The organism is Methylocapsa polymorpha, assembly GCF_045689225.1.
Lineage (GTDB): Bacteria > Pseudomonadota > Alphaproteobacteria > Rhizobiales > Beijerinckiaceae > Methylocapsa > Methylocapsa polymorpha.
This window is the reverse complement of sequence record NZ_CP136862.1, coordinates 3,980,770-4,004,688: the sequence shown is the minus strand read 5'-3', so window position 1 is coordinate 4,004,688 and position 23,919 is coordinate 3,980,770. Positions and strand designations below refer to the sequence as shown.

At 61.8% G+C, this 23,919-nt stretch carries 23 protein-coding genes; 11 read left to right on the top strand and 12 right to left on the bottom strand.

Annotated features, from left to right (window positions below; genetic code table 11):
* The first annotated feature begins 102 nt into the window (after positions 1 to 102).
* The 3 genes from RZS28_RS18420 to RZS28_RS18410 all read left to right on the top strand — a co-directional run bounded on the left by RZS28_RS18420 (position 103) and on the right by RZS28_RS18410 (position 2,613).
* Positions 103 to 507 (top strand): DUF3775 domain-containing protein, encoded by a 405-nt coding sequence (locus RZS28_RS18420; protein ID WP_407339170.1) that lies wholly within the window; start codon positions 103 to 105, stop codon positions 505 to 507.
* A gap of 141 nt (positions 508 to 648) precedes the next feature.
* Complete coding sequence (locus tag RZS28_RS18415) at positions 649 to 1,215, top strand: HPF/RaiA family ribosome-associated protein (protein WP_407339169.1); 567 nt, start codon at positions 649 to 651, stop codon at positions 1,213 to 1,215.
* A 54-nt stretch (positions 1,216 to 1,269) separates the two neighbouring features.
* Positions 1,270 to 2,613 (top strand): erythromycin esterase family protein, encoded by a 1,344-nt coding sequence (locus RZS28_RS18410; protein WP_407339168.1) that lies wholly within the window; start codon positions 1,270 to 1,272, stop codon positions 2,611 to 2,613.
* 56 nt (positions 2,614 to 2,669) lie between these two features.
* On the opposite strand, the gene RZS28_RS18405 is transcribed toward RZS28_RS18410, so the two are convergent.
* Complete coding sequence (locus RZS28_RS18405; RefSeq protein WP_407339167.1) at positions 2,670 to 3,182, bottom strand: PAS domain-containing protein; 513 nt, start codon at positions 3,180 to 3,182, stop codon at positions 2,670 to 2,672.
* 132 nt (positions 3,183 to 3,314) lie between these two features.
* Between RZS28_RS18405 and RZS28_RS18400 the strand changes: the two genes are divergently transcribed.
* Positions 3,315 to 4,331: a hypothetical protein gene (locus RZS28_RS18400; RefSeq protein WP_407339166.1), complete on the top strand. Its 1,017-nt coding sequence runs from the start codon at positions 3,315 to 3,317 to the stop codon at positions 4,329 to 4,331.
* 4 nt (positions 4,332 to 4,335) lie between these two features.
* Here the strand turns inward: RZS28_RS18400 and RZS28_RS18395 are convergent, their stop codons facing one another.
* Positions 4,336 to 5,313 (bottom strand): ribose-phosphate diphosphokinase, encoded by a 978-nt coding sequence (locus RZS28_RS18395; protein WP_407339165.1) that lies wholly within the window; start codon positions 5,311 to 5,313, stop codon positions 4,336 to 4,338.
* Positions 5,314 to 5,487: 174 nt separating this feature from the next.
* Here RZS28_RS18395 and RZS28_RS18390 point away from each other — a divergent pair, with 174 nt between their 5' ends.
* From RZS28_RS18390 to RZS28_RS18380, 3 genes are all read left to right on the top strand, one after another.
* Positions 5,488 to 5,913 (top strand): DUF2267 domain-containing protein, encoded by a 426-nt coding sequence (locus RZS28_RS18390; RefSeq protein ID WP_407339164.1) that lies wholly within the window; start codon positions 5,488 to 5,490, stop codon positions 5,911 to 5,913.
* 26 nt (positions 5,914 to 5,939) lie between these two features.
* A complete protein-coding gene (locus RZS28_RS18385; RefSeq protein ID WP_407339163.1) occupies positions 5,940 to 7,100 on the top strand; it encodes a CapA family protein in 1,161 nt (386 codons plus the stop codon).
* A gap of 89 nt (positions 7,101 to 7,189) precedes the next feature.
* Positions 7,190 to 7,393, top strand: coding sequence for a hypothetical protein (locus RZS28_RS18380; protein WP_407339162.1), 204 nt, complete (start codon positions 7,190 to 7,192; stop codon positions 7,391 to 7,393).
* Between the two features lie 44 nt (positions 7,394 to 7,437).
* Here the strand turns inward: RZS28_RS18380 and RZS28_RS18375 are convergent, their stop codons facing one another.
* From RZS28_RS18375 to RZS28_RS18360, 4 genes are all read right to left on the bottom strand, one after another.
* Entirely contained in the window at positions 7,438 to 8,124 is a 687-nt protein-coding gene (locus RZS28_RS18375; RefSeq protein WP_407339161.1) for a phosphoribosyltransferase, read from the bottom strand.
* A 32-nt stretch (positions 8,125 to 8,156) separates the two neighbouring features.
* A complete protein-coding gene (locus RZS28_RS18370; protein WP_407339160.1) occupies positions 8,157 to 8,837 on the bottom strand; it encodes a dienelactone hydrolase family protein in 681 nt (226 codons plus the stop codon).
* Positions 8,838 to 8,848: 11 nt separating this feature from the next.
* On the bottom strand, positions 8,849 to 9,286 hold the full coding sequence (locus tag RZS28_RS18365) for a universal stress protein (protein WP_407339159.1): 438 nt from the start codon (positions 9,284 to 9,286) through the stop codon (positions 8,849 to 8,851).
* Positions 9,287 to 9,398: 112 nt separating this feature from the next.
* Positions 9,399 to 9,857 (bottom strand): YbhB/YbcL family Raf kinase inhibitor-like protein, encoded by a 459-nt coding sequence (locus RZS28_RS18360; RefSeq protein ID WP_407339158.1) that lies wholly within the window; start codon positions 9,855 to 9,857, stop codon positions 9,399 to 9,401.
* Between the two features lie 393 nt (positions 9,858 to 10,250).
* Here RZS28_RS18360 and RZS28_RS18355 point away from each other — a divergent pair, with 393 nt between their 5' ends.
* Complete coding sequence (locus RZS28_RS18355) at positions 10,251 to 10,808, top strand: GNAT family N-acetyltransferase (RefSeq protein WP_407339157.1); 558 nt, start codon at positions 10,251 to 10,253, stop codon at positions 10,806 to 10,808.
* A gap of 22 nt (positions 10,809 to 10,830) precedes the next feature.
* Here RZS28_RS18355 and RZS28_RS18350 read toward each other — a convergent pair whose 3' ends face one another.
* Positions 10,831 to 13,188 (bottom strand): Orn/Lys/Arg decarboxylase N-terminal domain-containing protein, encoded by a 2,358-nt coding sequence (locus RZS28_RS18350; protein WP_407339156.1) that lies wholly within the window; start codon positions 13,186 to 13,188, stop codon positions 10,831 to 10,833.
* A gap of 286 nt (positions 13,189 to 13,474) precedes the next feature.
* Positions 13,475 to 15,025, bottom strand: a complete 1,551-nt coding sequence (locus tag RZS28_RS18345; protein ID WP_407339155.1) for an aldehyde dehydrogenase family protein — start codon at positions 15,023 to 15,025, stop codon at positions 13,475 to 13,477.
* A gap of 241 nt (positions 15,026 to 15,266) precedes the next feature.
* Between RZS28_RS18345 and RZS28_RS18340 the strand changes: the two genes are divergently transcribed.
* Positions 15,267 to 16,811 (top strand): FAD-dependent oxidoreductase, encoded by a 1,545-nt coding sequence (locus RZS28_RS18340; RefSeq protein WP_407339154.1) that lies wholly within the window; start codon positions 15,267 to 15,269, stop codon positions 16,809 to 16,811.
* A 14-nt stretch (positions 16,812 to 16,825) separates the two neighbouring features.
* Here the strand turns inward: RZS28_RS18340 and RZS28_RS18335 are convergent, their stop codons facing one another.
* Positions 16,826 to 18,706: a potassium transporter Kup gene (locus RZS28_RS18335; RefSeq protein ID WP_407339153.1), complete on the bottom strand. Its 1,881-nt coding sequence runs from the start codon at positions 18,704 to 18,706 to the stop codon at positions 16,826 to 16,828.
* Between the two features lie 293 nt (positions 18,707 to 18,999).
* Between RZS28_RS18335 and RZS28_RS18330 the strand changes: the two genes are divergently transcribed.
* Positions 19,000 to 19,224 (top strand): hypothetical protein, encoded by a 225-nt coding sequence (locus tag RZS28_RS18330; protein WP_407339152.1) that lies wholly within the window; start codon positions 19,000 to 19,002, stop codon positions 19,222 to 19,224.
* 923 nt (positions 19,225 to 20,147) lie between these two features.
* On the top strand, positions 20,148 to 20,855 hold the full coding sequence (locus RZS28_RS18325) for an MgtC/SapB family protein (protein WP_407341171.1): 708 nt from the start codon (positions 20,148 to 20,150) through the stop codon (positions 20,853 to 20,855).
* A 55-nt stretch (positions 20,856 to 20,910) separates the two neighbouring features.
* On the opposite strand, the gene RZS28_RS18320 is transcribed toward RZS28_RS18325, so the two are convergent.
* The 3 genes from RZS28_RS18320 to hflK form a co-directional block, all read right to left on the bottom strand.
* Positions 20,911 to 21,660: a hypothetical protein gene (locus RZS28_RS18320; RefSeq protein ID WP_407339151.1), complete on the bottom strand. Its 750-nt coding sequence runs from the start codon at positions 21,658 to 21,660 to the stop codon at positions 20,911 to 20,913.
* Between the two features lie 106 nt (positions 21,661 to 21,766).
* Complete coding sequence (gene hflC / locus RZS28_RS18315) at positions 21,767 to 22,681, bottom strand: protease modulator HflC (RefSeq protein WP_407339150.1); 915 nt, start codon at positions 22,679 to 22,681, stop codon at positions 21,767 to 21,769.
* Positions 22,678 to 23,802, bottom strand: a complete 1,125-nt coding sequence (hflK, locus tag RZS28_RS18310) for an FtsH protease activity modulator HflK (protein WP_407339149.1) — start codon at positions 23,800 to 23,802, stop codon at positions 22,678 to 22,680. The genes hflC and hflK overlap by 4 nt, the downstream gene beginning before the upstream one ends.
* Positions 23,803 to 23,919 lie beyond the last annotated feature (117 nt).

Below are 23,919 nucleotides of genomic sequence, written 5' to 3'. Positions count from 1 at the left end.
ATAGGCGCGCGGGGGGCGCCGTTGAATTGATCTGGCGCAAGATTCCGCCTTGCCGGCGGGCTTAGAAGATCAGCGACTGCGCAGCGCGGCAGGGAGCCAACAATGCCCGATATCAACTCCGACAAAGTCTGCTTCGTCATCATCAAGGCGCGCGAGTTCGACGTCCAGGACGAAGATGCGGATGTGGATGATTCCTCCAACGCGAGCGACGACAATTTCGTAAGCGTCTACTCGTCGGAGAAGGACGATAGCGTCCGCAAGGAGCTGAAGGAGTTCATCGATAGCATGGACGAAGACGAGCAATGCGAGCTCGTCGCGCTGTGCTGGCTGGGACGCGGCGATTTCTCCCCGGAGGAATGGAAGATCGCTGTTTCGGAGGCGCGGAGCCGACGCCAGGGCTCGACCGCCGATTATCTGATCGGCATCCCGCAGGTTTCGGACTTTCTCGAGGAAGGTCTCTCAAAGTTCGATCTGTCCTGCGAAGGCTTCGAAACCGGCCGTCTGTGAGTGAGGGCGCCATTGCGGGAAGCGTCGCGCGAGCAGCGGCGTTTCACGTTCGGCGACCGCCATCCTCGATCAGGCGGGTCCGCTGCACAGACCCAGCCACGCAATCTTGAACGCAACAGGTCTTGAGATAGGGGATTACAAATGCAAGTGCCGCTTGAAATCACATTCCAGAATTCGGAGCCGTCGGAGGCGATTCGATCCGAAGTCGAAAAACACGCCAAGCGGCTGGAGAAATTTCACGACCGGATCACGAGCTGCAACGTGACGGTCATCGCGCCGCAGACGAGACATCGCAGCGGCGATCTATTCAAGATCGACATTCGCATCGCGATGCCGGAGCACAAGGACGTCATCGTCACCAAGACGCACGGCGATGCGCCGGAACATGAGCATGTCGAAGTCGCGATCAAGGACGCTTTCGCCGCGGCGCAGCGGCAAATCGAGGACGTCGCCCGCGAGCTGCGCGGTCAGGTCAAGCCGCACGAAGTGGAGGATCATGGCCGCGTATCGAAATTCCTCGCCGGAGAGGATTATGGATTCATCGAGACCCCTGACGGCCGTGAGGTCTACTTCCACCGCAACAGCGTTCTCGACAGCGCCTTCGATCATTTGACGGTCGGGTCCGAGGTCCGCTTTGTCGAGGAGATCGGAGAAAAAGGCCCGCAGGCCAGCACGGTTCGCGCGATCGGCAAGCACCATTTGCTTTAGGTCCGGAGATCGACGCTGGGCCGCCTTCGATCATGCTCCAGATGAGGGCCCGTCATGGCCGACCTTCTCTTTTCCGAGGCGCTGCGGGCCCAAGGAGCCGATGAGGCGGCGGCGATTCTTCGCGCGTCTTGCGAGCCTTTGCCCTCGCCGGACGCAGCGGAGGATTTCGGCAGGCCTTTCGATCGGTTCGCTGATGCGAAAGTGGTTCTTCTCGGGGAGGCGACGCATGGCACATCGCAATTTTACAAGGCCCGCGCCGCGATCACGCGCCGTCTCATTGAAAAGCATGGGTTCAATATCGTCGCCGTCGAGGCCGATTGGCCGGACGCCGCGCGGATCGACCGCCATGTGCGCCTGAAAGCGCATGAACCATCGCCCGAGGAGGCCTTTTCGCGCTTCCCGGTCTGGATGTGGCGCAATGTCGAAGTGCATGATTTTCTCGAATGGCTGCGCGCGCATAATGAGAAGCTGCCTGTAGAGGCTCGAACCGAATTTCGCGGTCTCGACATCTATAGTCTGGGAAGCTCGATCGCCGCCGTTCTCGCTTATCTTGATCGGGTCGACCCCGAGGAAGCCAAGGCCGCCCGTGGTCGCTACGGCTGCCTTACGCCGTGGCAGGACGATCCTTCCCGCTATGGCGAAGCTGCGCTCCGTCTCGGCAAGTCGCCTTGCGAGGAAGGGGTCGTGGCGGAATTGCGCGCGCTGCTCGAGAGCCGGCTCGCCTATGTCCGCCGTGATGGACAATCCTTTTTTGACGCCGCGCAAAACGCCCGGGTGGTGCGGGCGGCGGAGCATTATTATCGGCTGATGTATCGCAGCTCGACCGAATCGTGGAATCTGCGCGACCGCCACATGTTCGATACGCTCACGCGGTTGCTCTCGGCCCGCGGCGGCGATGCGAAGGCGGTCGTCTGGGCGCACAACTCTCATATCGGCAACGCCGCCGCGACCGCCATGGGCTGGCAAGGCGAGTTCAATATCGGCGAATCGTGCCGCTCGGCCTTCGGCGACTCAGCGGCGCTGATCGGCTTCGGCACGGATCGCGGGACTGTCGCCGCGGCGAGCGATTGGGACGGACCCATGGAAGTGAAGACGATCATCCCCGCGCGTCCCGACAGCCATGAGCGCGTCTTTCGGCAGACCTTTGTCGAGCGTTCCCTGACCGATTGGCGAGCGGGCGACAAAAGCGAATTGCGGGAAATCCTGTCGAAGCCGCGGCTGGAGCGGGCCATTGGAGTCGTCTACCGGCCTGAAACGGAATTATCGAGCCATTATTTCCAAGCCGTCTTGGCCGATCAGTTCGACGCCTATGTCTGGTTCGAGCAAACCAGCGCCGTGACGCCGCTCGCAGGCGGGCGGCCGCATGGCGCGCCCGACACCTATCCCTTCGGCCTATGATGGCCCGCATTAGAAGCGGCGCCAGCAGCAAAGGCGTCGCAAGATCGGCGGGGGTGTCAGCGCGCGGCCGGAGCCGCCGCCTCCAGGCGGGATGTTATGCCGCCGTACACGCCGTCGACATGGCGCCCATCGGATGACAGCGGAGCCGCGAGAATTTCGATCCACAGGCGGCGATCTGGCTTGACGCGAAGCTCGAACGCGGCGGCCAAAGGCTCGGCCGTTTCAGCGACGGTCTCAAAGAGGCGCCGCAGACGCGCGGCAATGCGCGGCGCGAGCAATTTCGAAAGCCTTTTGTCTTGAGAAGCCAGTCCAAGTAGAGCGGCGGCCTCAGAGCCGGCGCGGCTTGCTTCCCATTCATTCGTCCCGTTGGAGCGCTTGAAGACAAAAATATGCGCCGCAATGAGATCCGGCTCCGGAGCAAGATCGTCGGCCGTCGGCATGAGTCGGCTTCCGCGTTTGTTGCGCCAGAATTCGAGCTCGATCCTCAAGAGCGGGTCGCTTGCATCGGCGGCGTCGAGGCGATTGAACAGGCGCGCCAGATGTGGCGGCGGCGGGGCGAGCGTGGTCATGTCTATTCTCCAAATGCTCGGCCTCCGGCGGCTCCGGCGAGGCAGTTATCAAAGTGAGGGCGTCGAAGGGCGCTCGCCTTGATCTCAGTCAACAGTTTACGCCTCGACCTTATGATGACAAATAGCTTGCGAATGACCGAGCTCAGCTTGAACGATGCGCCCGAGACCTCCCTTGAGGAAAAGGTTGAATTCCTCCAGAGCCCCGAGGCCTATTATCCTAGGCCGGCGGAGGTCGCGGCTGAGGAGACCCATATGTCCTGGGTCTTCCTGGCGGGCGAGCGCGTCCATAAGCTCAAGAAGCCCGTCCGGCATTCGTTCCTCGATTTCAGATCGATAGAGGCGCGTGAAAAAGATTGCCGTGAGGAGCTGCGGCTCAACCGTCGGCTAGCCGAAGACGTTTATCTAGGCGTGGCGCCCTTGACCCGGAGCGACGACGGACGCCTCGCGATAGAGGGGCAGGGGCGCACGGTCGACTGGCTGGTCGTCATGCGGCGTCTCCCGCGCGACCGCATGCTCGATAGCGCGATCCTCGCCGGGATGGTGGCCCGGCAGGAAATAGATGCGGTCGCCGAGCGGCTGGTCCGGTTCTACGCGCGCGCTCTGCCTGCGGATCTCGCGCCGGCGGCCTATGTGGCCAATTTCATTGAAGAGCACGCGCATAACAAAGCGGTGCTCGCCGCCCCCCAATTTGCTCTTGACGGCGGGCGCGTCGAACGGATCTTGGATTTTGTCGAGGACATGTTGCGCAACCGGAGCGATGTGCTGAAAGCGCGCGTGGACTCCGGCCGAATTGTCGAGGGACATGGCGATCTTCGGCCGGAGCATGTCTGTCTCGATTATCCGCCGGTCATCATCGATTGCCTCGAGTTCAACCGGCGGCTCCGGCTTGTCGATCCGGTGGACGAGCTGACCTATCTTGGCCTGGAATGCAGCCGGCTCGGCGCGGATTGGATCGGGCCGGTCCTTCTGGGCGCCTATGCCGAGCATTCAGGCGACGACCCGTCGCCTGAGCTCGTTTCCTTCTATCGCGCCTATCGCGCCTGTTTGCGCGCCCGCTTGTCGCTTGTCCATATTCTGGAGCATGACCAGCGCAAGCCGGAGAAATGGTTGCCGCTGGCCAAGCAATATTTGGAGCTTGCGGCGCTGTAGAGCCTCAGTCCCGGCCTTCCAGAAGCGCGTTGATCGAATTGCCTTCGTGAAGGGCGAGGATGGTCTCTGCAAAGAGCGGCGCGGCGCTGACAATCTCGACGCGGCCGCCGACGAGGCTTTTTTCGAGCCGGAACGGCGGCACGGTGTCCGTGACGAAAGTCTTGGCGAGATCAGGATCGCGCAAGGCGCTTGCGGCGTCGCCTGTGAAGAGTCCGTGAGCGGCGAACGCATAGGCCGCCTTTGCGCCGCCTTCGCGGCAGGCGCGCGCCGCGCGGGTCATGGTGCCGCCGCTGCTGATGAGATCATCCACGATAAGGACCGTGGCGTCGGCGACGTCCCCGATGAGCAGGTTTCCGGTCACCACGCCGGCGCTGCGGCGCTTCTCCATGAAGGCGCCGCCGACCGGCCTGCCGAGCATGCTTTCGATCGTCTCTCGGAAAAGCTGAGCCCGCTTGACGCCGCCTGGATCTGGCGACGCGACGACAACTCTTCTATCGCCCACAAGCGCAAGGGCGCGCGCGGCGAACAGGCGCCGCGTATCGAGGTGGACCGTCTCGCAACGAAATGCGTTCTGAAACGCAACGACATTATGCACATCGAGCGTGATGACGCGATCGGCCCCGACCGCTTCGATGAGCTTGGCGACATAGCGGGTCGTCACCGGATCGCGCGGTTTCGTCTGTCGATCTTTGCGGGAATAGGCGAGATAGGGGATGACCGCGGTGACGCGGGCGGCGCCATTTTCCTTCATCGTCGCGAGAAAGAACAACAACCGGCAGAATTTGTCATTGGGCGATTGGTCGGGGCCGCCATGCAGGCTCTGGATGACATAGACATCCTCGCCGCGCACGCTCACCAGGGGGCGGGCCTTGTGCTCGCCGTCCTCGAACTCGCGTTCCTCATGCGCGCTGAGCTCGACCCCGAGCGTCGCCGCGATCTCTTCCGCAAAGGTCCGGGTGGCGTTGAGCGCGAAAAGCAGCATGGCGGATACCTACGTCGGTCCGATGCGCGCCCGTTTGATTTCAATCAAATTGCCTGGGCGCGGCAGTTCAACAAGTCTCGAGTTTGATCTGTCGCAAGATCTTTCTTTCCCCGCAGGCCGATATTCGCAGCGCGCCTGAAGCGTCGGGGCGGCGCGGCGAAAGAGAGCGCAGACGTGGCGATCAGATCCCTGCAAGAACTCGATAACGTCCTGCGCGAGACTACGGAGTGGGTTGACGATCTTACGTTGCGGCTTGGCTGGCGTGATCGCAACAAGGCCTATTCGGCCCTGATCGCGGCGCTGCATGCGCTGCGCGACTGGCTGCCGCGCGAGGAGGCGATCTATATCGGAGGATGTTTGCCGCGATTGTTGCGCGGCCTCTACTACGAGGGCTGGCATGCAGCCAGACACGCGCCGACGAAGAACCGCCAAGCCTTCTTGGAGCGCATTCACGACGGCGTGCATCGCGAGCCGGGCATTGACCCCGAGCAAGTCGCCCGCGCGGTATTTGCTCTGCTCGCGGCGCGTCTGCCGCCCGCCGAGCTCGAAAATGCAAAAGCCGTTACGCCTAAGGATCTGCATGGCCTTTGGCCGAGCTGAAGCCGCCAACGGCGGAGGTCTTGAGCATGAGCTTTTCTGCTCTGTCCATACCCGATCGCCCCGCGGCGAGCCCGATCATTCGAGTCTTTCTCTGCGGCGACGTGATGACGGGGCGCGGCGTCGATCAGATCTTGCCGCATCCTTGCGACCCTTGTCTGCATGAAGGTTACATACGTTCAGCCAAAGATTATGTTCGGCTCGCCGAGCAAGCGAGTGGACCGATTCCTGCGCCGGCGCACGCTTCCTATATCTGGGGCGCGGCCTTGGACGAGTGGCGCCGAGCGCCGCCGGACGCGCGCATCGTCAATCTCGAAACCAGCATTACGCACAGCGACGCCTATGTCGAAAAGGGCATTAATTATCGAATGAGTCCAGAAAACGCCGAGCGCCTGCTTGCGGCCCGCTTGGATTGCTGCGTTCTCGGCAATAATCATGTTCTCGATTGGGGACGCGCCGGACTGCTCGAAACCTTGGACGTGCTCGAACGCTTAGGGATCAAGACCGCCGGCGCCGGCCGCGATTTGGCCCAAGCGAGCGCGCCGGCCGTTATCGAGATTGCCGACAAAGGACGAGTTCTCGTATTCTCATTCGCTTCGCCGACAAGCGGCGTTCCGTGGGAATGGGCCGCCACGAAACAGGCCGCCGGAGTGAATCTTCTTCCGGACTTCACGGATGAAAGCGTCGCGCGGATCGCCAAGCTCATGGCGAGCGTCCGGCGACCGGGCGATGTGGTCATAGCGTCCATTCATTGGGGACCGAATTGGGGATATGAGATTCCACAGGAGCAACGACGATTTGCGCGCGCGCTCATTGACCGGGCTCATGTCTCCATCGTCCACGGCCATTCCTCGCATCATGCGAAGGCCATCGAAATCTACAAGGACCGGCTTATCCTCTATGGATGCGGCGACTTCTTGAACGACTATGAGGGCATTCGCGGCTACGAGGAATTTCGCGGCGATCTCGCCGTTATGTATTTAGCCTCTTTCGAGCCCTCGACGGAGCGTCTTGCCGCACTTGAACTTATACCGCTTCAGATTCGGCGTTTTCAGCTTGTCCCAGCTTCGAGCGCCGATGTCGAGTGGATGCGCCGGATACTCGACCGCGAAAGCTCGGCGCTAAATGTATCCGTCAACCTGGCGCATGATGGAAGATTGACGCTGCGCCGACGCGACGTGGTCAATTGAAGATTTGCACGCATGTTGACGAATTCATTCATCTGACCATCCTTGTTGTATCTTTCGATGCAGACGCGTCACTTGCAAGGAGAATCAATATGAGCGTTCAATCCCACAAAGGCAGTGAAGCCGGACCCAAAAAGACCGAAAAACACTACTCATATGACGAGAGCGTCGATGAAGATGCGAAGCTGATCGATGTCGAGCCGGTAGAGATCGAGGCGGAGGTTCCTATGGAGGAAAACGAGCCGATCGAAGGCGCCAAGGAGGAGAAGCCGTCGCCGCCGGCATTCGAGGAATAATGTTTCGAAAGGGCGATGCGTCTTTGGGGCGGCTATGGGCTATCTCATTTGTCAGGGCTGTCCGGCCCGGCGCGCTCAGCTTCGCCCGATCCGGCGGGGAAGCGCGCCAGAATATCGATGACCTCCTGGTCGGTCGTCTGGCGGAAGTCGTCGTAGAAATAGCCGATCGCTCCGAATATCTCGTGATCTTCGAGGCAGATAACCTCATCGGCTTCCTCGCGCATGGAAGCGAGCGCATCGGTTGGGGCGACAGGCACGGCGAGCACGAGCTTCCGCGGCTGTCGCGAACGGATGGCCTGCAGGGCGGCGCGGGTCGTCGCGCCTGTCGCGACGCCGTCGTCGATGACGATAGCGACGCGGCCCTTGACGTCGAGCCGCGCGCGATCGCCAATATAGCGTTGCCGCCGCCGCTCGATTTCGGCGAGCTCATCATCACAGACGGCTTGAAATTCCGACTCATCGACGCCCGCGAGGCGGATGACGTCCTCGTTGCGGACGATGATCGGCGAAGCGCCATCGACAACGGCGCCCATGGCCAATTCAGGCTGCAGAGGGACGCCGATCTTGCGCACCAGGACGAGGTCGAGAGGCGCTTCGAGCGCAGCCGCGACTTCCGCGGCGACGGGCGCGCCTCCGCGCGGCAAAGCGAGGATCACCGGCTGCTGGTCCTTGTAGGTCGCGAGCCTCGCCGCCAATCTTCGGCCCGCATCCGAACGATTCCTGAAGCTCATGCCGGCCTCCCTTCGGTCGCAGTGACGCCGCTTCATTTTCCAGAAGCTGGAACGAGATAGCGTCGGAACCATTCTGCAGCGAGATCGATCACGGCCTCGAGGGCGCCCGGTTCTGGAAACAGATGGCTTGCGCCAGGCACGATTTCCAACGCTTTCGGTCCGCGCAACCGGGCGAAGGCCTGTTCGTTGAGGTCAATGACGACATAGTCGACGCCGCCAACAATGAGGAGCGTCGGCGCGTGTATTTGGTCGAGCGCGGCGCCGGCAAGATCGGGGCGGCCGCCGCGGGAGACGATTGCGCCGATGCGATCTCCAAGCCGCGCCGCCGCTACAAGCGCCGCGGCCGCGCCCGTGCTCGCCCCGAAGAGCCCGATGTGAAGCGCCCGCGTGGCTGGCTCGCGCCCGGCCCATTCAATAGCGTGAACGACGCGGTCGGCCAGAAGCGGAATATCGAATACATTGGCTCGATCAGCCTCTTCCTCGGAGATGAGGAGATCCAACAAGAGCGTTGCTATGCCTTGATCGTTCAACGCCTCGGCCACCGCCATGTTGCGCTGGCTGAATCGGCTGGACCCGCTGCCGTGGGCGAAGATGACGATCGCGGAGGCTCCAAGTGGGATGCGCAAGGTTCCGCCCAGGCCAATGGGCGGAATTGCAACGGTCTGCGCCTCGATCAGGGTTGGCGCGCCTTTGCCCGACCGGCCGCGCTCCATCGTGGTCGTCCCTAGCGGTAGACGAGAACGGGGATCGTGCTGTGGGTGAGAACCTTGACGGTCTCGCTGCCAAGGACGACGGCGGAAATTCCTCGCCGACCATGCGAAGCCATGACGATCAAATCACAATGTTGGTTGGTCGCGGCGTCAATGATCGCCTGATAGGGATGATCGTGCTCCACATACATCACGTCGCAACTTACGTCTTGCGCAAGCGCCGCGGTCTTGACCTGATCGAGGCATTTGGTTGCAAAGGCCACCATGTGCTTTTTATAGTCTTCTACGGTTTCCGTAATGATATCCGGCTCCAGCGTGAAGAGCTGGCTCGGCGTTATGACCGTTATGCTCGTGACCCGGGCCTTTGTCGCTTTAGCCAATGATATGCCATGTTGGATGGCTAGCTTGGAGAGATCGGAGCCGTCAGTGGGAATGAGAATATGCTTGTACATGACGCTTCCTCTCCGATCGTTGCATTGTGCGTCTTCAGATACGCCATTGCTGAGTTGAAGGATTGATTTTCCTCAAATCGGCGAGGCGCTCCAACCTCCGGATTGGAGAAAGTCATCGCTCGTAGCGTCCGACAAAACCGGCCTCGTCAAGGACGAATTTGCGCGCCTCGCGTTCGACATCACGGCAGGAGGGGTCTTTGCGCAGCGTCAAATGCTCGGCCGAGAGCGCGAGCAGCCTGAATTGATAACGATGAGGTCCATGGCGGCGGGGCGGGCATGGGCCGCCATAGCCCAGTCGATTGAAGTCGTTGAGGGCCCTATGAAACCCTCCCGTCGAGGCGTTGCGGTCGGCGCCTTGCGCAAGCTCGGTTCGATCGGCCGGAATGTCATAGAGGGCCCAATGATGGAACGTGCCCGACGGCGCGTCAGGGTCGTCGCAAAGAAGCGCGAAGCTGCGGGTCTCGCTCGGGGCCTCGCTCCAGGCAAGCGGCGGCGATAGGTTTTCGCCATCGCAGGTGAAGCTGATTGGAATCGGCCCGCCGTCGGAAATGGCGCTTGAACTGAGCCGCATGCTCGCCTCCATCAAAGCGTCTTAGGCGCGACATGATGCGCTTTTCGCTATCGGAACAGTTTGATGCGCGTCAAATGCGCTTAAGCCGCACGCAGATAGCCATCCCAAGCCCGATCAGGGCTTTTCCCGCGCCGGCAGGGCTGTTCTTCGTCCCGCCTTGGAGAAAGGGCTTCTACCGTCATAAAGCCTTCATTTTTCAATGATGCTTCCTCAACTGAGTCGCCTTGATCGGCGCGTTGAGTCGATCGAGCCAGATAGGCCGGAGTCCGAGATTGTTCTGCAAGGCGTCTCGATCCTTGAGCCTGTCGTGCGGCCTTGGAGATCCCGATTGGCGCAGGGATCTCGGTCGCCCCGCCCAGGCCGGCTGGAGCGCCAGAGCCCGGAAGTCAGGATATGCTCGATCAGCCATTCGACATCACCGTGCGTCCTTCGACTGAAGAGGACGTGCCGGCCATGATCTCCATCTACGCCTATCACGTTCAGCATGGCGTCGGCGATTATCCGACGGAGCCGCTTCATCCCGAGGACATCAAGCGGAGAAGAAAATCGATGCTCAAGCATCGTCTCCCGCACCTTGTCGCGGAACATGCGGGCGCTGTCGTCGGCTACGCCTATGTTGTTCCCTTTCGCAAGCGGCCCGCCTATCGATATGCGGTCAAGCATTCGATCTATGTGCATAAGGATCATCTTCGATCAGGCGTTGGCCGGCATCTGCTTCCGGCGTTGATCGACGCCTGCGCCGAAGCCGGGTATCGCCAGATCATTTCTTATATCGACGCAGAAAACACGCCTTCACTTCTGCTGCACGAGTCATTCGGGTTCGAACGCGCCGGCCTCCTGCGGGCCATAGGGTTCAAGTTCGGCAAATGGACCGACACTGTCTTGATGCAACGCGCGCTCGGCCCCGGCGACATTTCTCTTCCCTCCGCTCTTCCCGGCGATTCTCGTTGATCTGGTCTGTCAACGCCGATCGCTACTCGCGAACCGCATAGGTGTAGAAGCGGATAGATCCATCCGGCTCGGCCTCGCGATAGACGCCCTGGATTTCCGCCTCAAAGCCGGGGAAAAGATTGGCGCTGCGTTCGAACATCTTCAGATAATCGAGCATGGGCCTTGCGCGCTCATTCAATCTTTCGCCGGGAACGATCGATGGAATCCCGGGCGGATAGACAAGGAAGAGGGTCGTCGCGACGCGGCCGAAGACCTTCTCGATCGGAAGATAGTCGACCTTGTTGCGCACCATCTGGCGAACCGCCTCATGCGGCGGCATGGCCATGTCCGGCAGATGGTCCGGTGCGAATTGCGCCGTCTGCAAGGCGCTCACGCCATTGTCGCGATAGAAACCGTGCATCTCGGCGCAGAGGTCGCGCAGCCGCAATCCGGAATAGCGGACAGGCCTTTGCCGGACGAATTCGGGGATAGCCTCCTCAAGCCGCGCATTCTCGTCGTGCAGCCGCTTGAAGGCGACGAGCGCGCTGAGCAGCGTCCAGGCTTTGCTCGACTCGACTCCCGGCGTGAGCAAAAACAGTAGGGAATTCAGATCGTTCTTCTCCGGGACAATCCGGTTCTCCCGCAGATATTGCGCCACCACCGGCGCCGGAATCCCATGCGCCTCATAGGCGCCGTTGCGCCGATCGAAGCCGGGCGTGAGCAAGGTGAGCTTCATCGGATCGACCATCGCGAAATTTTGCGCCGTATGCCTGTATCCGTGCCAGGCCGCGCCAGGACTTAGCTCCCAATAGTGCGCGTCCGATGCAAGCGCGTCGGTTGGAACGCTCTCCCAGGCGATCTCGCGCGGCGCTTCGCCTGGATGTGAGGCCGGCATGGCGACGCGATCGGGGACGAAGGCGTCGAAGAACCATCGCCGCGCCGGATCGCGTTCGCGCTCCTCGAATTCCTTCCGAACGGCGCGCAGCTTTTTGCGCAGCTCGATTCCGAGCCGGATGGTGTCGTCCCACAGGATCTCGCCGGAGCGGCCTTTCATCATCTGCGCGCCGACGTCGAGCGAGGCGAACAAGGGATAGTAGGGCGAGGTCGATGCGTGCAGCAGGAAGAACTCGTTGAACCGCTGATGCCCGACCCGTCGCTCCTGGCCGCGGATATGGCTGTCCTTCACATGAATCTGCGACGCCTGCGAGAAGCCAGCGAGCTGCTTGTGGGTCGATTGCGTCGCGATGATTCCCGGATGGCCAGGCCCAAGCTCATGGAGGCCCATGGCGAAGCAGCCGGCGAATATCGGATGGAACTTCATGAAGCCGGCCCAGGCCTCGTCGAAGAGGATATAGTCGCAAAGAGGACCGATCCGCTCGAGGATCATGCGCGCGTTGTAGATTGTCCCATCGTAAGAGCATTGATCGATGACGGCGACGCGGAAAGGCCGCTCGCGCCGCCACGCCTCAGGGTCTTTGACGAGCGGATGCGAGCGAATCTTTTCACGGATGCGCGCCTCATCGAGCGCCTCGGGATAGATCGGTCCGATCAGGCCATAGCAGTTGCGGTCGGTCTCCAGGAAGATGGGAATCCCGCCGCCAAGGAACAGCGCCCCATGATGCGCCGCCTTGTGGTTGTTGCGGTCGAAAAGCACAAGATCGCCTTCGGCGACAAGCGCCGAAAGCACGATCTTGTTCGACGACGACGTGCCGTTCAGGACGAAATAGGTCTTCTCCGCGCCGAAGATCGTTGCGGCTTCTTTCTGGGCGCGCAGCGCCGGGCCTTCATGCGTGAGAAGGTCGCCAAGCTCGAGCACGGAATTGTCGAGATCGTCGCGAAAGATCGCCTCGCCCAAATGTTCGACGAAGATCCGACCGATCGGGCTTCGCCCGTAGAAAACGCCGCCATTATGGCCCGGGCAGGTCCAGAGTTGATTGCCCTGCTCGGCGTAATCGACAAGGGCGCCGAAGAATGGCGTTTTCAGAGTCTCCGCATATTGCTTGAGGCGGCTCACGAGATTTCTCGCGATGAATTCCGGCGTCTCTTCGGCGAGGAAGAGATAGCCGTCAATATAGTCGAGCACCTCGACGGGGATGTCCTCGAATTGCTTGCGCCGCACGAGCATGACGATCGGCATTTCGAGGCCGCGCCGGCGCATGAGATTGATGAGCGCCGCCGTCTTTCCCTCGACGCCTTTCTTGCCCCAATCGACCACCATGCAGCCGATCGCCGCGTCAGTCTGGACGGCGAGCTCCGCGTCTTCGATCCGCGGCGCGCGCACGACTTGAATGCCAAGTCGCTCGATCGCGCTGATGATCTGCTGAAGCCGCAGCCCTTCGAGGTCAAGCTCGGCGAAGGCCGGAGCGCAGATGAGGAAAGTGAAACGCCTGTAGAAATCCATGGGACGGCTCCGCAATTGATGCGCGTCGAAAAGCCTCTTGGCGCACAAGAGCGCTCGCCGTCACGACATTTCGATGACGCAGGGGGGATCGCGAAGAGTTGTGCCGGCGAAATATTTTTGCGCGAGGCCAACTCCCCAAGGGCCTGTTTCGAAAGCTTCCACTAAACCTGAGCCCTTACCCTGAGGAGGCCCGAAGGGCCGTCTCGAAGGGCGAGGGCGCCTCGAAGGATGAGAGGCTTTCAAACAGGCTCCAAAGGGCATCGGGCAAGGTCGGGTCAGCTGAGGCTCACTCGAACCCATCCGGCGCGTCAAAGCGGATGCCTTGCGCCAGCGGCAGGTCGCGCGAATAGTTGATGGTGGTTGTGGCGCGGCGCATATAGGCCTTCCATGCGTCGCTGCCCGACTCGCGCCCGCCGCCGGTCTCCTTTTCCCCGCCGAACGCTCCGCCAATCTCCGCGCCGGATGGGCCGATATTCACATTGACGATGCCGCAATCGCTGCCTTCGCCTGAAGTGAAAAGCTCGGCTTCCCGCAGATCATTGGTGAAGATGGAGGAGGCGAGCCCTTGCGCGACGGCGTTGTGCCGAGCGATCGCTTCATCGAGATCGCGATAGCGCATGGCGTAGAGGATCGGCGCGAAAGTCTCGCGGCGAACGAGCGGCGTCTGCTCCGCCATCTCGACGATGGCCGGGCGCGCATAATAGGCGTCGGGCCAAAGCTCGGCATGGACGCGCTCGCCGCCGGCGATGACGCCCGCTTCGGCGCGCGCCTCGGCCAAGGCCGCCTGCATCGCCTCAAAGGCGCGCTTGTCGATGAGGGGACCGACAAGCGTTCCGGCCTCCAGCGGATTGCCCACCGCAATCTGGACATAGGCCCTTTTCAAGCGCGCCAGGAAGCCATCATAGATGCTTTCATGCACGAACAGCCGGCGAAGCGTCGTGCAACGCTGGCCCGCGGTCCCGGCGGCGGCGAAAAGGACCGCGCGGGCCGCGAGGTCGAGGTCGGCGGATGGCGCGACGATCATGCCATTATTGCCGCCGAGTTCGAGGATTGCCCGGCCGAAGCGGGCGGCGATCCTGGGCGCTGCGGCGCGGCCCATGCGCGTCGAGCCTGTCGCGCTCACCAGCGGCGCGCGACGATCATCGACCAGCGCCTCGCCGAGTTCTGGCCCGCCGAGGATGATCGAGGAAAGGCGCGCCGGGGCGTTGTTGTGACGCACAGCAGCGCGTTCGAGCAGCGCTTGGCAGGCGAGCGCCGTGAGCGGCGTCTTTTCAGAGGGCTTCCAGACAAGGGCGTCGCCGCAGACGAGAGCGATTGCCGCGTTCCACGCCCATACTGCCGCGGGGAAGTTGAAGGCGCTGATGATTCCGACGACGCCGAGCGGGCGCCAGGTCTCCATCATTTTATGGCTCGCTCGCTCGCTCGCGATAGTGAGCCCGTAAAGCTGGCGCGACAGACCTACCGCGAAGTCGCAGATGTCAATCATCTCCTGAACTTCGCCCAAGCCTTCCTGCAGGATCTTGCCGGTTTCGATCGAGACGAGACGGCCGAGGGCGGCTTTATGGGCGCGAAGCTCCTCGCCGAAAAGGCGGACAAGCTCGCCGCGTCTCGGCGCCGGGACGGTTCTCCAGGCGAGAAACGCCGTATGCGCCTCGCCGATCATGCGTTCGACGTCGCCGCGCGACGATGTCGAGAGCTGAGCGATTTCGGCGCCGTTGATCGGCGAGCGCACGACGAGGTCGCCTTGCGCCAATTGGCGCTCCGGGAAGCCGAACCCTCCCATAAGCTCGGCGACGTTAATGCGGCTCGGGATCAACGCGGCCTTTGCAGAGGTCATAGGGAGACTCGCTCGTTGGCTGACGCCAATAGTTGCTTTGCGGGTTCAGCGCGGAAGCGCCGATCCTAAAATGGGCGCACGCTGACATAAAGCAAAACGAAAGCTGAAGCTGAATCAGTTGAGTGATGGAACTCTCGATTGGCCGCGAACGTCTACGTCAAGCGCGCGTCATGTCGGTGATCCACGTGAAACGCCGCCAGGCCTTGGCCAACGCGTTCCCTCATGGGCGGAGGAGATTTCGATGGGTGAAGAAGAAGCTGAAAAGGCGGCCGGCCCGGATCTCAGCCAAGGCGTCCCGCTCGATGATCTCGCGGATGGCGGCATGCTCGTTGGCCATATCGGCGATGAGGCCGTGCTGCTGGCGCGCCGGGGCGATGAGCTGTTTGCGATAGGCGCCGTCTGCTCGCATTACAGCGGACCGCTCGGCGAGGGACTTCTCGTCGGCGAAACGGTGCGTTGCCCCTGGCATCACGCCTGTTTCAGCCTGCGCACTGGCGCTGCGCTGCGCGCGCCAGCGCTGAATCCAGTGTCCTGTTGGCGCGTCGAGCGGCGGGACGGGACCATCTTTGTTCGCGACAAGGTCGAGGCCGCGCCGCGACCGCCCGCCTTGGCGGCGCCAGGCTTGCCCCAGTCGGTTGTGATCATCGGCGGCGGCGCGGCCGGCAATGCCGCCGCGGAGACGCTCCGGCGGGAAGGTTATGCCGGCGGGCTCACGATGTTGAGCGCCGATGATTCGATCCCCTATGATCGCCCAAACCTTTCGAAGGGCTTTCTCGCCGGCTCCGCGCCGGAGGACTGGATTCCTTTGCGATCTTTGAAATTCTATGAAAAGCGCGCCATCGACCTGAAGCTCGACGCCCGCGTCGCGGCCATCGATACAAAAGCCCGGCGCGTCCAGCTCGCGGATGGAGCGCAATACGCTTATGACGCGCTGCTTCTCGCAACCGGCGCCGAACCGGTGCGCCTCGCGATGCCCGGCGGAGACCTTCCGCATGTGCGCTATTTACGCACGCTCGCCGACGCGCGCGCACTTGTCGCCAAGGCCCTGACGACGAAACGCGCTGTCGTGATCGGGGCTAGCTTCATCGGTCTCGAGGTCGCGGCGTCGCTTCGCGCGCGCAATATCGAGGTGGATGTCGTGGGCCCGGAGGCGATCCCGATGGAGCGCATCTTGGGACCGGAGGTGGGATCATTCATCCGCAAGCTGCACGAAGACCACGGTGTGACATTCCACCTCGGAACGACGGCCATTTCGATCGACGCGCGCAGCGTCACGCTGAAGAATGGCGAGATCCTTGAAGCTGACTTGGTCGTCATCGGCGTCGGGGTGCGGCCCGCGACCGCCTTGGCCGAAGAAGCCGGCCTCGCCATCGATCGCGGCGTGCTGGTAGACGAATATCTCGAGGCGAGCGTCCCACATATCTTCGCCGCCGGCGACATCGCGCGCTGGCCGGATCCTCTGACCGGCGAGCGAATCCGCATCGAGCATTTCGTGGTCGCCGAGCGCCAAGGTCAGACCGCGGCGCGCAACATTCTCGGCCGCCGCGAAAGATTCGACGCCGTCCCTTTCTTCTGGACCGAGCAATATGACGTCGCCATCGCTTATGTCGGCCATGCCGAAGCATGGGACAGAGCCGACATAGACGGAAGCCTCGATGCGCGGGACTGCGCGATAGGCTATCGTCATGAAGGCAAGCTGCTGGCCGTCGCAACGATCAACCGCGATCTTCACAGTCTTCGCGCCGAGCTCGCGTTCGAGACGGAAATTTCAGCAAGAGCGGGGTAGGGCCGGCTTTGCCGTCAAATCTCGATCCGGCCGCCGAGCTCGACCACGCGGTCGGGCGGAATTGCAAAAAATTCCGTCGCCGAGAGCGCGTTGCGATGCATGATCGCGAAGATCTTGACTTTGATCCTGCGCCATCTCGAACCTTTCGCCGGCGCGATGATGAACCTGCCGACGAAAAACGAAGTGTCCATCATATTGAAGCTGAGCTGCTGGGCGGCGCAGCGGGCGAGCGCTTTGGGAATATTCGGCTGCTCCATGAAGCCGTAACGGGCGACGACCGAATGAAAATTCTCTTCGAGGTGGCGAACCTCGATGCGGCGCCTGGCGACGACGCGCGGAACGTTCTCTGTCGTCACGTAGAGAAGCACGATGCGCTCGTGGAGCACTTTATTGTGCTTGAGATTATGCAGGAGAGGCACCGGCGCCACATCGGTCCGGCTTGTCATGTAGACGGCGGCGCCCTCTACCCTTGGCTTTCCGGCTGCTTGCTTGATGAAGAGAGAAAGCGGCAGGGTGTCGCGCTCCAATTGCGCGATCATCGCTTCCCGGCCTTCGCGCCAGGTCCACATGAGAAAGAATATGATCGCGGCGACGATAAGAGGGACCCATCCGCCTTCGAAGAGCTTCATCAAATTGGCGGCGACGAAGGACAAGTCCACGACGATGAACACGCCGGCCGCCGCGAGGCTCAAGGCCAAGCTCCAGCGCCAAACATCGCGCATCGCCCGGAACATGAGAATCGAGGTCAGCAGCATGGTGAGCGACACGGCGATGCCGAAAGCCGCCGCTAAATTGTCGGAGGAGCGAAACGCGATCGTCAGCGTGAGCGTGAGCGCCATTAATGTCCAATTGACGAAGCCGACGTAAATTTGCCCATAGCCTTCGGCCGAGGTCTGGGTGATGTTCAGGCGCGGACATAATCCGAGCTGAATGGCCTGGCGGGTCATTGAAAATGCGCCGCTGATGATCGCCTGGCTGGCGATGATCGTCGCTATGGTTGCGAGCAACACGAGAGGCGCCTGGAGGGGCCCCGGACAGAGCGAAAAAAATGGGTTGGCGTCCGCGGCGACCCCGCCTGCGATCACCGCGGCGGTCTGGCCTGCGTAGTTGAGCACAAGCATGGGCAACACCAGGCCGTACCATGCCGTCCTTATCGGGCGCGGCCCGAAATGGCCCATGTCGGCGTAGAGCGCCTCGGCGCCAGTTGCGCAAAGGAAGACCGCGCCGAGCACCAGAAATCCGGCGAAGCCATGCGTGAACAGATAGTCCAATCCGTAGCGTGGATCTATCGCGGCCAAGACGCCCGGATAGCGCAGCAGGCCGCCAAGCCCCAGCGCGCCGATCGTGATGAACCAAACGGTCATGATGGGGCCGAATAATTTGCCGATCCGCGCGCTGCCGAGCGGCTGCAGAGCGAAAACGCCGAGCAGAACCATGACGGACAGAGGGACGATATAGGGCGCGATCGCCGGGAACGGCAGCTTGAGTCCTTCGAGCGCGCTCATGACTGAGATCGCCGGCGTGATCGCGCCGTCGCCATAAAGCAAGGCCGCGCCCAGCGCCCCGATGGCGATAATGCCGAGGCGGGCGCCGTGCTTGACGCCAAGCAGCGACATCAATGCGAGGATTCCGCCTTCGCCCTCATTGTCGGCGCGCATGACGACGGCGACATATTTGATCGACGTGGTGATCAAGAGCGTCCAGATAATCAGCGACAGCATGCCCAAGGCGACGGCCGGCGTCGCGCTCCCGCCCGCCCACTCAAGCGCCGTCTTCAGCGTGTAGAGCGGGCTCGTCCCGATATCGCCGTAGACGACGCCAAGGGCGCCCAAAGCCAGCGCGCCGAGACTGCCGCGAGGCGCGCCGGCTTTGGCGTCGGTTGTTTTAGGCGTCATTGAAAAAGCTCCAAGTTGACTGGGCTTCGGAACTCGACCGTGCCGTTCCTCTGTCTAACGGAGGTTCTCGTCTGTCTGTTGAAATGGCGGCGGATCGAACCAGCCGATCAATCCTGTCGTTCCTATAGCAGGCATTGACCGGAGCAATAGTCAAGGCTCCGCTCAAAGGCGCATCGCCTTCGCCCTATCGGAGGCGCGACAATAAGTTGGGGTTGAGTTTGAACCGATCGGGGCGTGATTTCGTTTCATCTGCGAACACATGCTGCTGCGCGCAATGCAAGCGGGAGGCTCCAATGTTCCAGATTGAATTTGTTGGACCGCGTCAGGAGGGAATAGCCCCGGAAGTCCTCGACAGGATGACGAGCGATTTGACCCGGCTCGATCAAGTCGTCACGCACGCAAAGTCGCTTTTTTCCAATGTGATCGTTCAGCGGGTTCACAAGCCGCTGCCGCATGGGTTCTCGATATTGGACGCCCGCGGGGTGGAGGTCGCGCGATGGAGCATCGACGATGCTTGAAGGACTGCGCAAGTCGAGGCTCTCTCCGAGCTCCTTGCGTTTATAGGCCGCCAGCGCGCCTCGCGTGCACCCCGCGCCCGCGCCAAGGGCGCGGGAGCCTGGCGCCCAGATCGCCTTTTTTGCGAATTCCTCTCCGTCGATGCCGCAGGCCGCGCGACCAGATGGCGTTTATGGAGTCGACTTCGGACATCCATCGCGTCTGCCGAGGGTGAGCTCTGGGCGGCAGGATTGGCGGGGTCAAACCAAACCGCGGACAGAGCGCCGCTCAACGGGTCGATCCGCCACCTGCATTCGAGGGGTTTGCTCAGACGGGGAACGCATGGATTGGTTGCGGCGGGAGGCATAACGTGTCCGCCGCGAGTTCGAGCAAAGGCGCCGCTGTGGGCGCGCGTCCTCGCGTCCTGACGCAGGGCGGAAATAGCGAGGAGCTTTGTGATCATGGCTCACCTCCAACCGTCTTGGCGCGGCGGTGAGTGAGCGGGCAGGCGGCCCTTAGGCTTGCCGTGAACCTCTCACGTGATCGCCGCCGCGTGGAATTTGGAATGAAGGCGCCCAGCTGAACCGCGCCAGCTTCGCGCCTGAAAATCTATTGCCCATTGTTCTTTAGGGGATGCGCGAGTCGGGATTGGCCGGACCGCTGGTGCTGAAATGAGTCTCGCAGCCTCGCGCGTCAACCCCTCAACACGCTCTTTTTCAAGCGGATTTGCCTGATAAGCGAAGGCGGCCGGAAGGGCGCTATCTCTGCCGCCGCCGCAAAGAATCGATTGGGCCGCCGTCGCTGGTCATCCAACTGTCACACGGCGCGGCTATCGCGCGGACCTACGAAATGGCGGATTCGCACAGCGGGCTTCTTCGAAGCAAACGCGCTTTTTAGAAACGTGACCGTCGCGCGAAAACTTCCCGAGACTGGAGAAGAGCTGATGATGACGGCGTTGGATCCCGCATTCCAGAAAGACGCGCTCAATCTTCTCGCCGCTCTCGTGCTCGGCGGCGTGATTGGCTTTGAGCGTCAGTGGCGGCAGCGGCTCGCTGGATTGCGGACGAACACGCTTGTGTCGCTGGGCGCCGCGATTTTCGTCGTTTTTGCGGGCCAATTCACCGATACGAGCCCGACGCGGGTGGCCGCCCAGGTCGTGACCGGCATAGGCTTTCTTGGCGCGGGGGTCATTTGGAAGGAAGGCGTGAATGTCGGCGGCTTGAACACAGCGGCGACGCTTTGGTGCTCCGCCGCCGTCGGCCTCTTGGCCGGCACGGGACATTGGGCGCAGGCCATCGTGGCCGTCGCCCTCGTGACCGTCGTCAATCTCGTGCTTCGGCCAATGGTCAAATTGATCAATCGCCAGCCCATCGAAAGCGCGGAGGTCGAAACCTCCTATGTCGTCAATGTCGTCTGCCGGGGCGTTGATGAAGCGCAAATTCGCGCGCTCCTGGTGCAGGGCTTTGGCGTCAGCGACCTGCACCTTCGGGAGCTCGAAAGCGCCGACATAGAGGGGAGTGACCGGGTCGCCGTCAATGCGACGCTCAAGTCAGAGAAGCCGCGCGAGATCGCCCTTGAATATATTGTCGGCCGCCTCGCCCTCGAGCCAGGCGTGACCGCGGCGCGCTGGCGCGCCGTGAACACGCTTGTCTGAGATGTCCTTCGCCCGTCCATAATTGACGCTGCGTCGCGCCGGTTCAATCAAGCTGTCAGAACAGATCGACTTGAATATCGCCATTGGCGAACTCACGCACATCGTCAGGGAAGATTTTGATCCTCCCGCTGCTTAATGGGATGGCCAGAGTCAGGATGCGGTTCACTTCGTCGACGATTGGCCGCGCCGCGCTCGTCGTCTTGACCAGCGACGTACCGACGGACCGATCATCCGTCAGCACCTCATTGAGCTCGGTTGCGATCGCATCGGATCGATAGCCGGCCTGGCGCAAGGCGCCAACGATGTGTTCGGCGTCCGCCTGGCGCGGAGGACGATAATTGACCCTTATCCAGAACTTGTTGTTCGCGGGGTCCATCGAAATGCCGCGGCCCTCATAAGGAACCGGCGCAAAAGGCCGCTGGGCCTGCTGCGGCGACGCCATCGAGCAAGCGGGTAGCCCGAGGTCGTCGTGATAGACCTGCGGCCAGCAGATCGTGACAGCCGGAACGAGAAGCACAGCCAAAGCGAGAAAAGCAAAGACGATGATCGCCGAGGCGATGAAGCACAGCCATTTGACGAAGACGCTGTTGACATTCGTGAGGAGGACCCTCAACACGACGAGCACGACGCCGAACATCAGGGAGAGCCCGACGCCCAGGGCCGCCTTCAGGCCGCCGCCGAGGGTTGAGACCACAAAGCTGGCGGCAAGGGCGATCGCGACCATTCCAACAATGGCGCGGATGAACGGGTCGCTCAAACCGATCTTGATGAAATCATCTTGAAAGTTGGGCGGTCTATCGGACATCGGCTGCTCGCAAACTCGCCGAAGCGGAAAGCTCGGCCGGCGAATTCCATCATAAGACGGCCGAGCTTTCTACGAATTTCACGTGGGGAACTGAAGAAAAATCGCCCTAGCGCGGCGCGGCCGGTTGCGGAGCAGGCGCCGCCGGCTGGCCATTGGGCGCGCCGAAGAAGCGGAAGAAATCCGACTTCGGGCTGATGACCATGCGGGTTTCCGCCGGCTTCAACCCGGCCTCATAGGCCTGCATGGAGCGATAGAAGGCGAAAAAATCGGGGTCCTTGCCATAGGCCTCGGCGAAAATGCGGTTCCTTTCCGCATCGCCTTCGCCTCTCGTCTGATCGGCTTTTCGCTGCGCTTCGCCGCGCAGCACAACCACATCGCGATCTGCCTTTGCGGTGATCGTTTGCGCCTGTTCGGAGCCCTGGGCGCGATATTCCGCCGCCTCTCGCGCCCGCTCGCTTTGCATCCGGCTAAAGACTTTTTCGGAGATCTGCTTCGGCAGATCGGAACGGCGGATCCTCACGTCGACAGCGGCTATGCCAAGGCGGCCGCCTTCCTGGTTCACCTGTTCGCGGATTTTCAGCATGAGATTGGCGCGATTGTCGCGGACGATGTCCGTCATGTTCGCCTCGCCCAGAACCCGGCGCACCGCCGAATTCAAGATGAAGCCAAGCTGGCTGTTGGCGCGCTCTGTTGTGCCGACTGTCTGATAGAATTTCAACGGATCGACGATCCTGTAGCGCAGGAAGGAGTCAACATCGAGACGATTATTGTCGGACGCCAGCACCTCCTGTTTCGGCGCCTCGACGTCGAGAATCCGATTGTCGAGATAGACGACGTTTTCGATGAACGGAAATTTGAAATGGAGGCCCGGATCGGTGATGAGGCCGCGTCCGGCGACCGGATCTCCGAAGCGCAGGACAAGAGCCTGTTCAGTCTGTTGCACTGTGAACGTAGAGGCGGTCAAGACGATCAGAAAGGCGATGACGGCGGCGATGACCGCAAACCCGGCTATGCTCTTCATTTGCGGGCTCCTTCGGCGGGTCGCGCGGTCAGCGCGCCGAGCGGCAAATAAGGAACGACCCCTTGCCCACGGTCGCCCTGGTCGAGGATGATCTTGTCCATGCCGGTGAGCACATGCTCCATGGTTTCGAGATAGATTCGCTGCCGCGTCACGTCGGGCGCCTTCTTGTACTGATCATAGACCTGGGTGAAGCGCGACGCTTGCCCGGTCGCCTCGGCGACGGTTTGGAGCCGATAGCCTTCCGCCTCCTGGACAATCGCCGCGGCCTTGCCTCTGGCCTCGGGGACCACGCGGTTGGCGTAGGCCTCCGCTTCATTGCGCAAGCGGTTCTGGTCCTGCTGCGCGGCCGTCACGTCCTTGAAGGCGGCGATGACCTGCTCGGGCGGATCGACCGATTGCAATTGCACCTGCAGGATCAGGATGCCCGCCTTGTAGCCGTTCAGGATCTTTTGGATGAGCTCTTGCACGGCCGACTCGATGCTCTGGCGTTCGGCAGTCAGAATGCGCTGGATCTGGCTGCGGCCGATGACCTCGCGCATGGCGCTCTCCGCGACCGCCTTCACCGTCTCGCGTTGATTGGCGATGTTGAAGGCGTAATCTTCGGGGCGCACCGGATCGATCTGCCAAATCACGACGAATTTGACGTCGGCGATATTTTCGTCGCCGGTCAGCATCAGGCTTTCTTCCGGCAGATCGACTTGCACCGCCGCATTCGGCGAGCGCAAGTCCTGGCGCATGACGAAGCCGATATTGGTCGCTTTGCGATCGGTGACCTCGAGCTTTTCCACCGCGCCGATGGGGTAGGGAAGATTATAGTTCAAGCCGGGACCGGTCTTGCCGGTGTAACGGCCGAAAATCATGTTCAGCCCGACCTCGTTAGGCTTGACGGTGTAGAACCCGGCTAGAAGCCAGGCGATGACCCCGACGAGCGCCAAGGCCAGAATGCCGCGTCCGCCGACAAGGCCGCCACCGCCGCCCGGCAGCCATTGTTTGATCTTATCCTGCGTGCGGCGAAGAAAGTCTTCGAAGTCGGGCGGCGGCGAGCTTGGCTTTTGCCCCCAGGGACCGCCGGGATTCGGTTTCCACGAGCCGCCATTTCCGCCTTCATTGACCCAGGGCATAGGTTTCCCTTCAAAAAAGACGCCAAAACAAAAGCCAAGGCCGCGCATCCGATCGCGCCGGCTTGCTGTTCTTATAGGGAAGCCTTGCGCGCACTACAATGTTCCGCAAGGGCGATG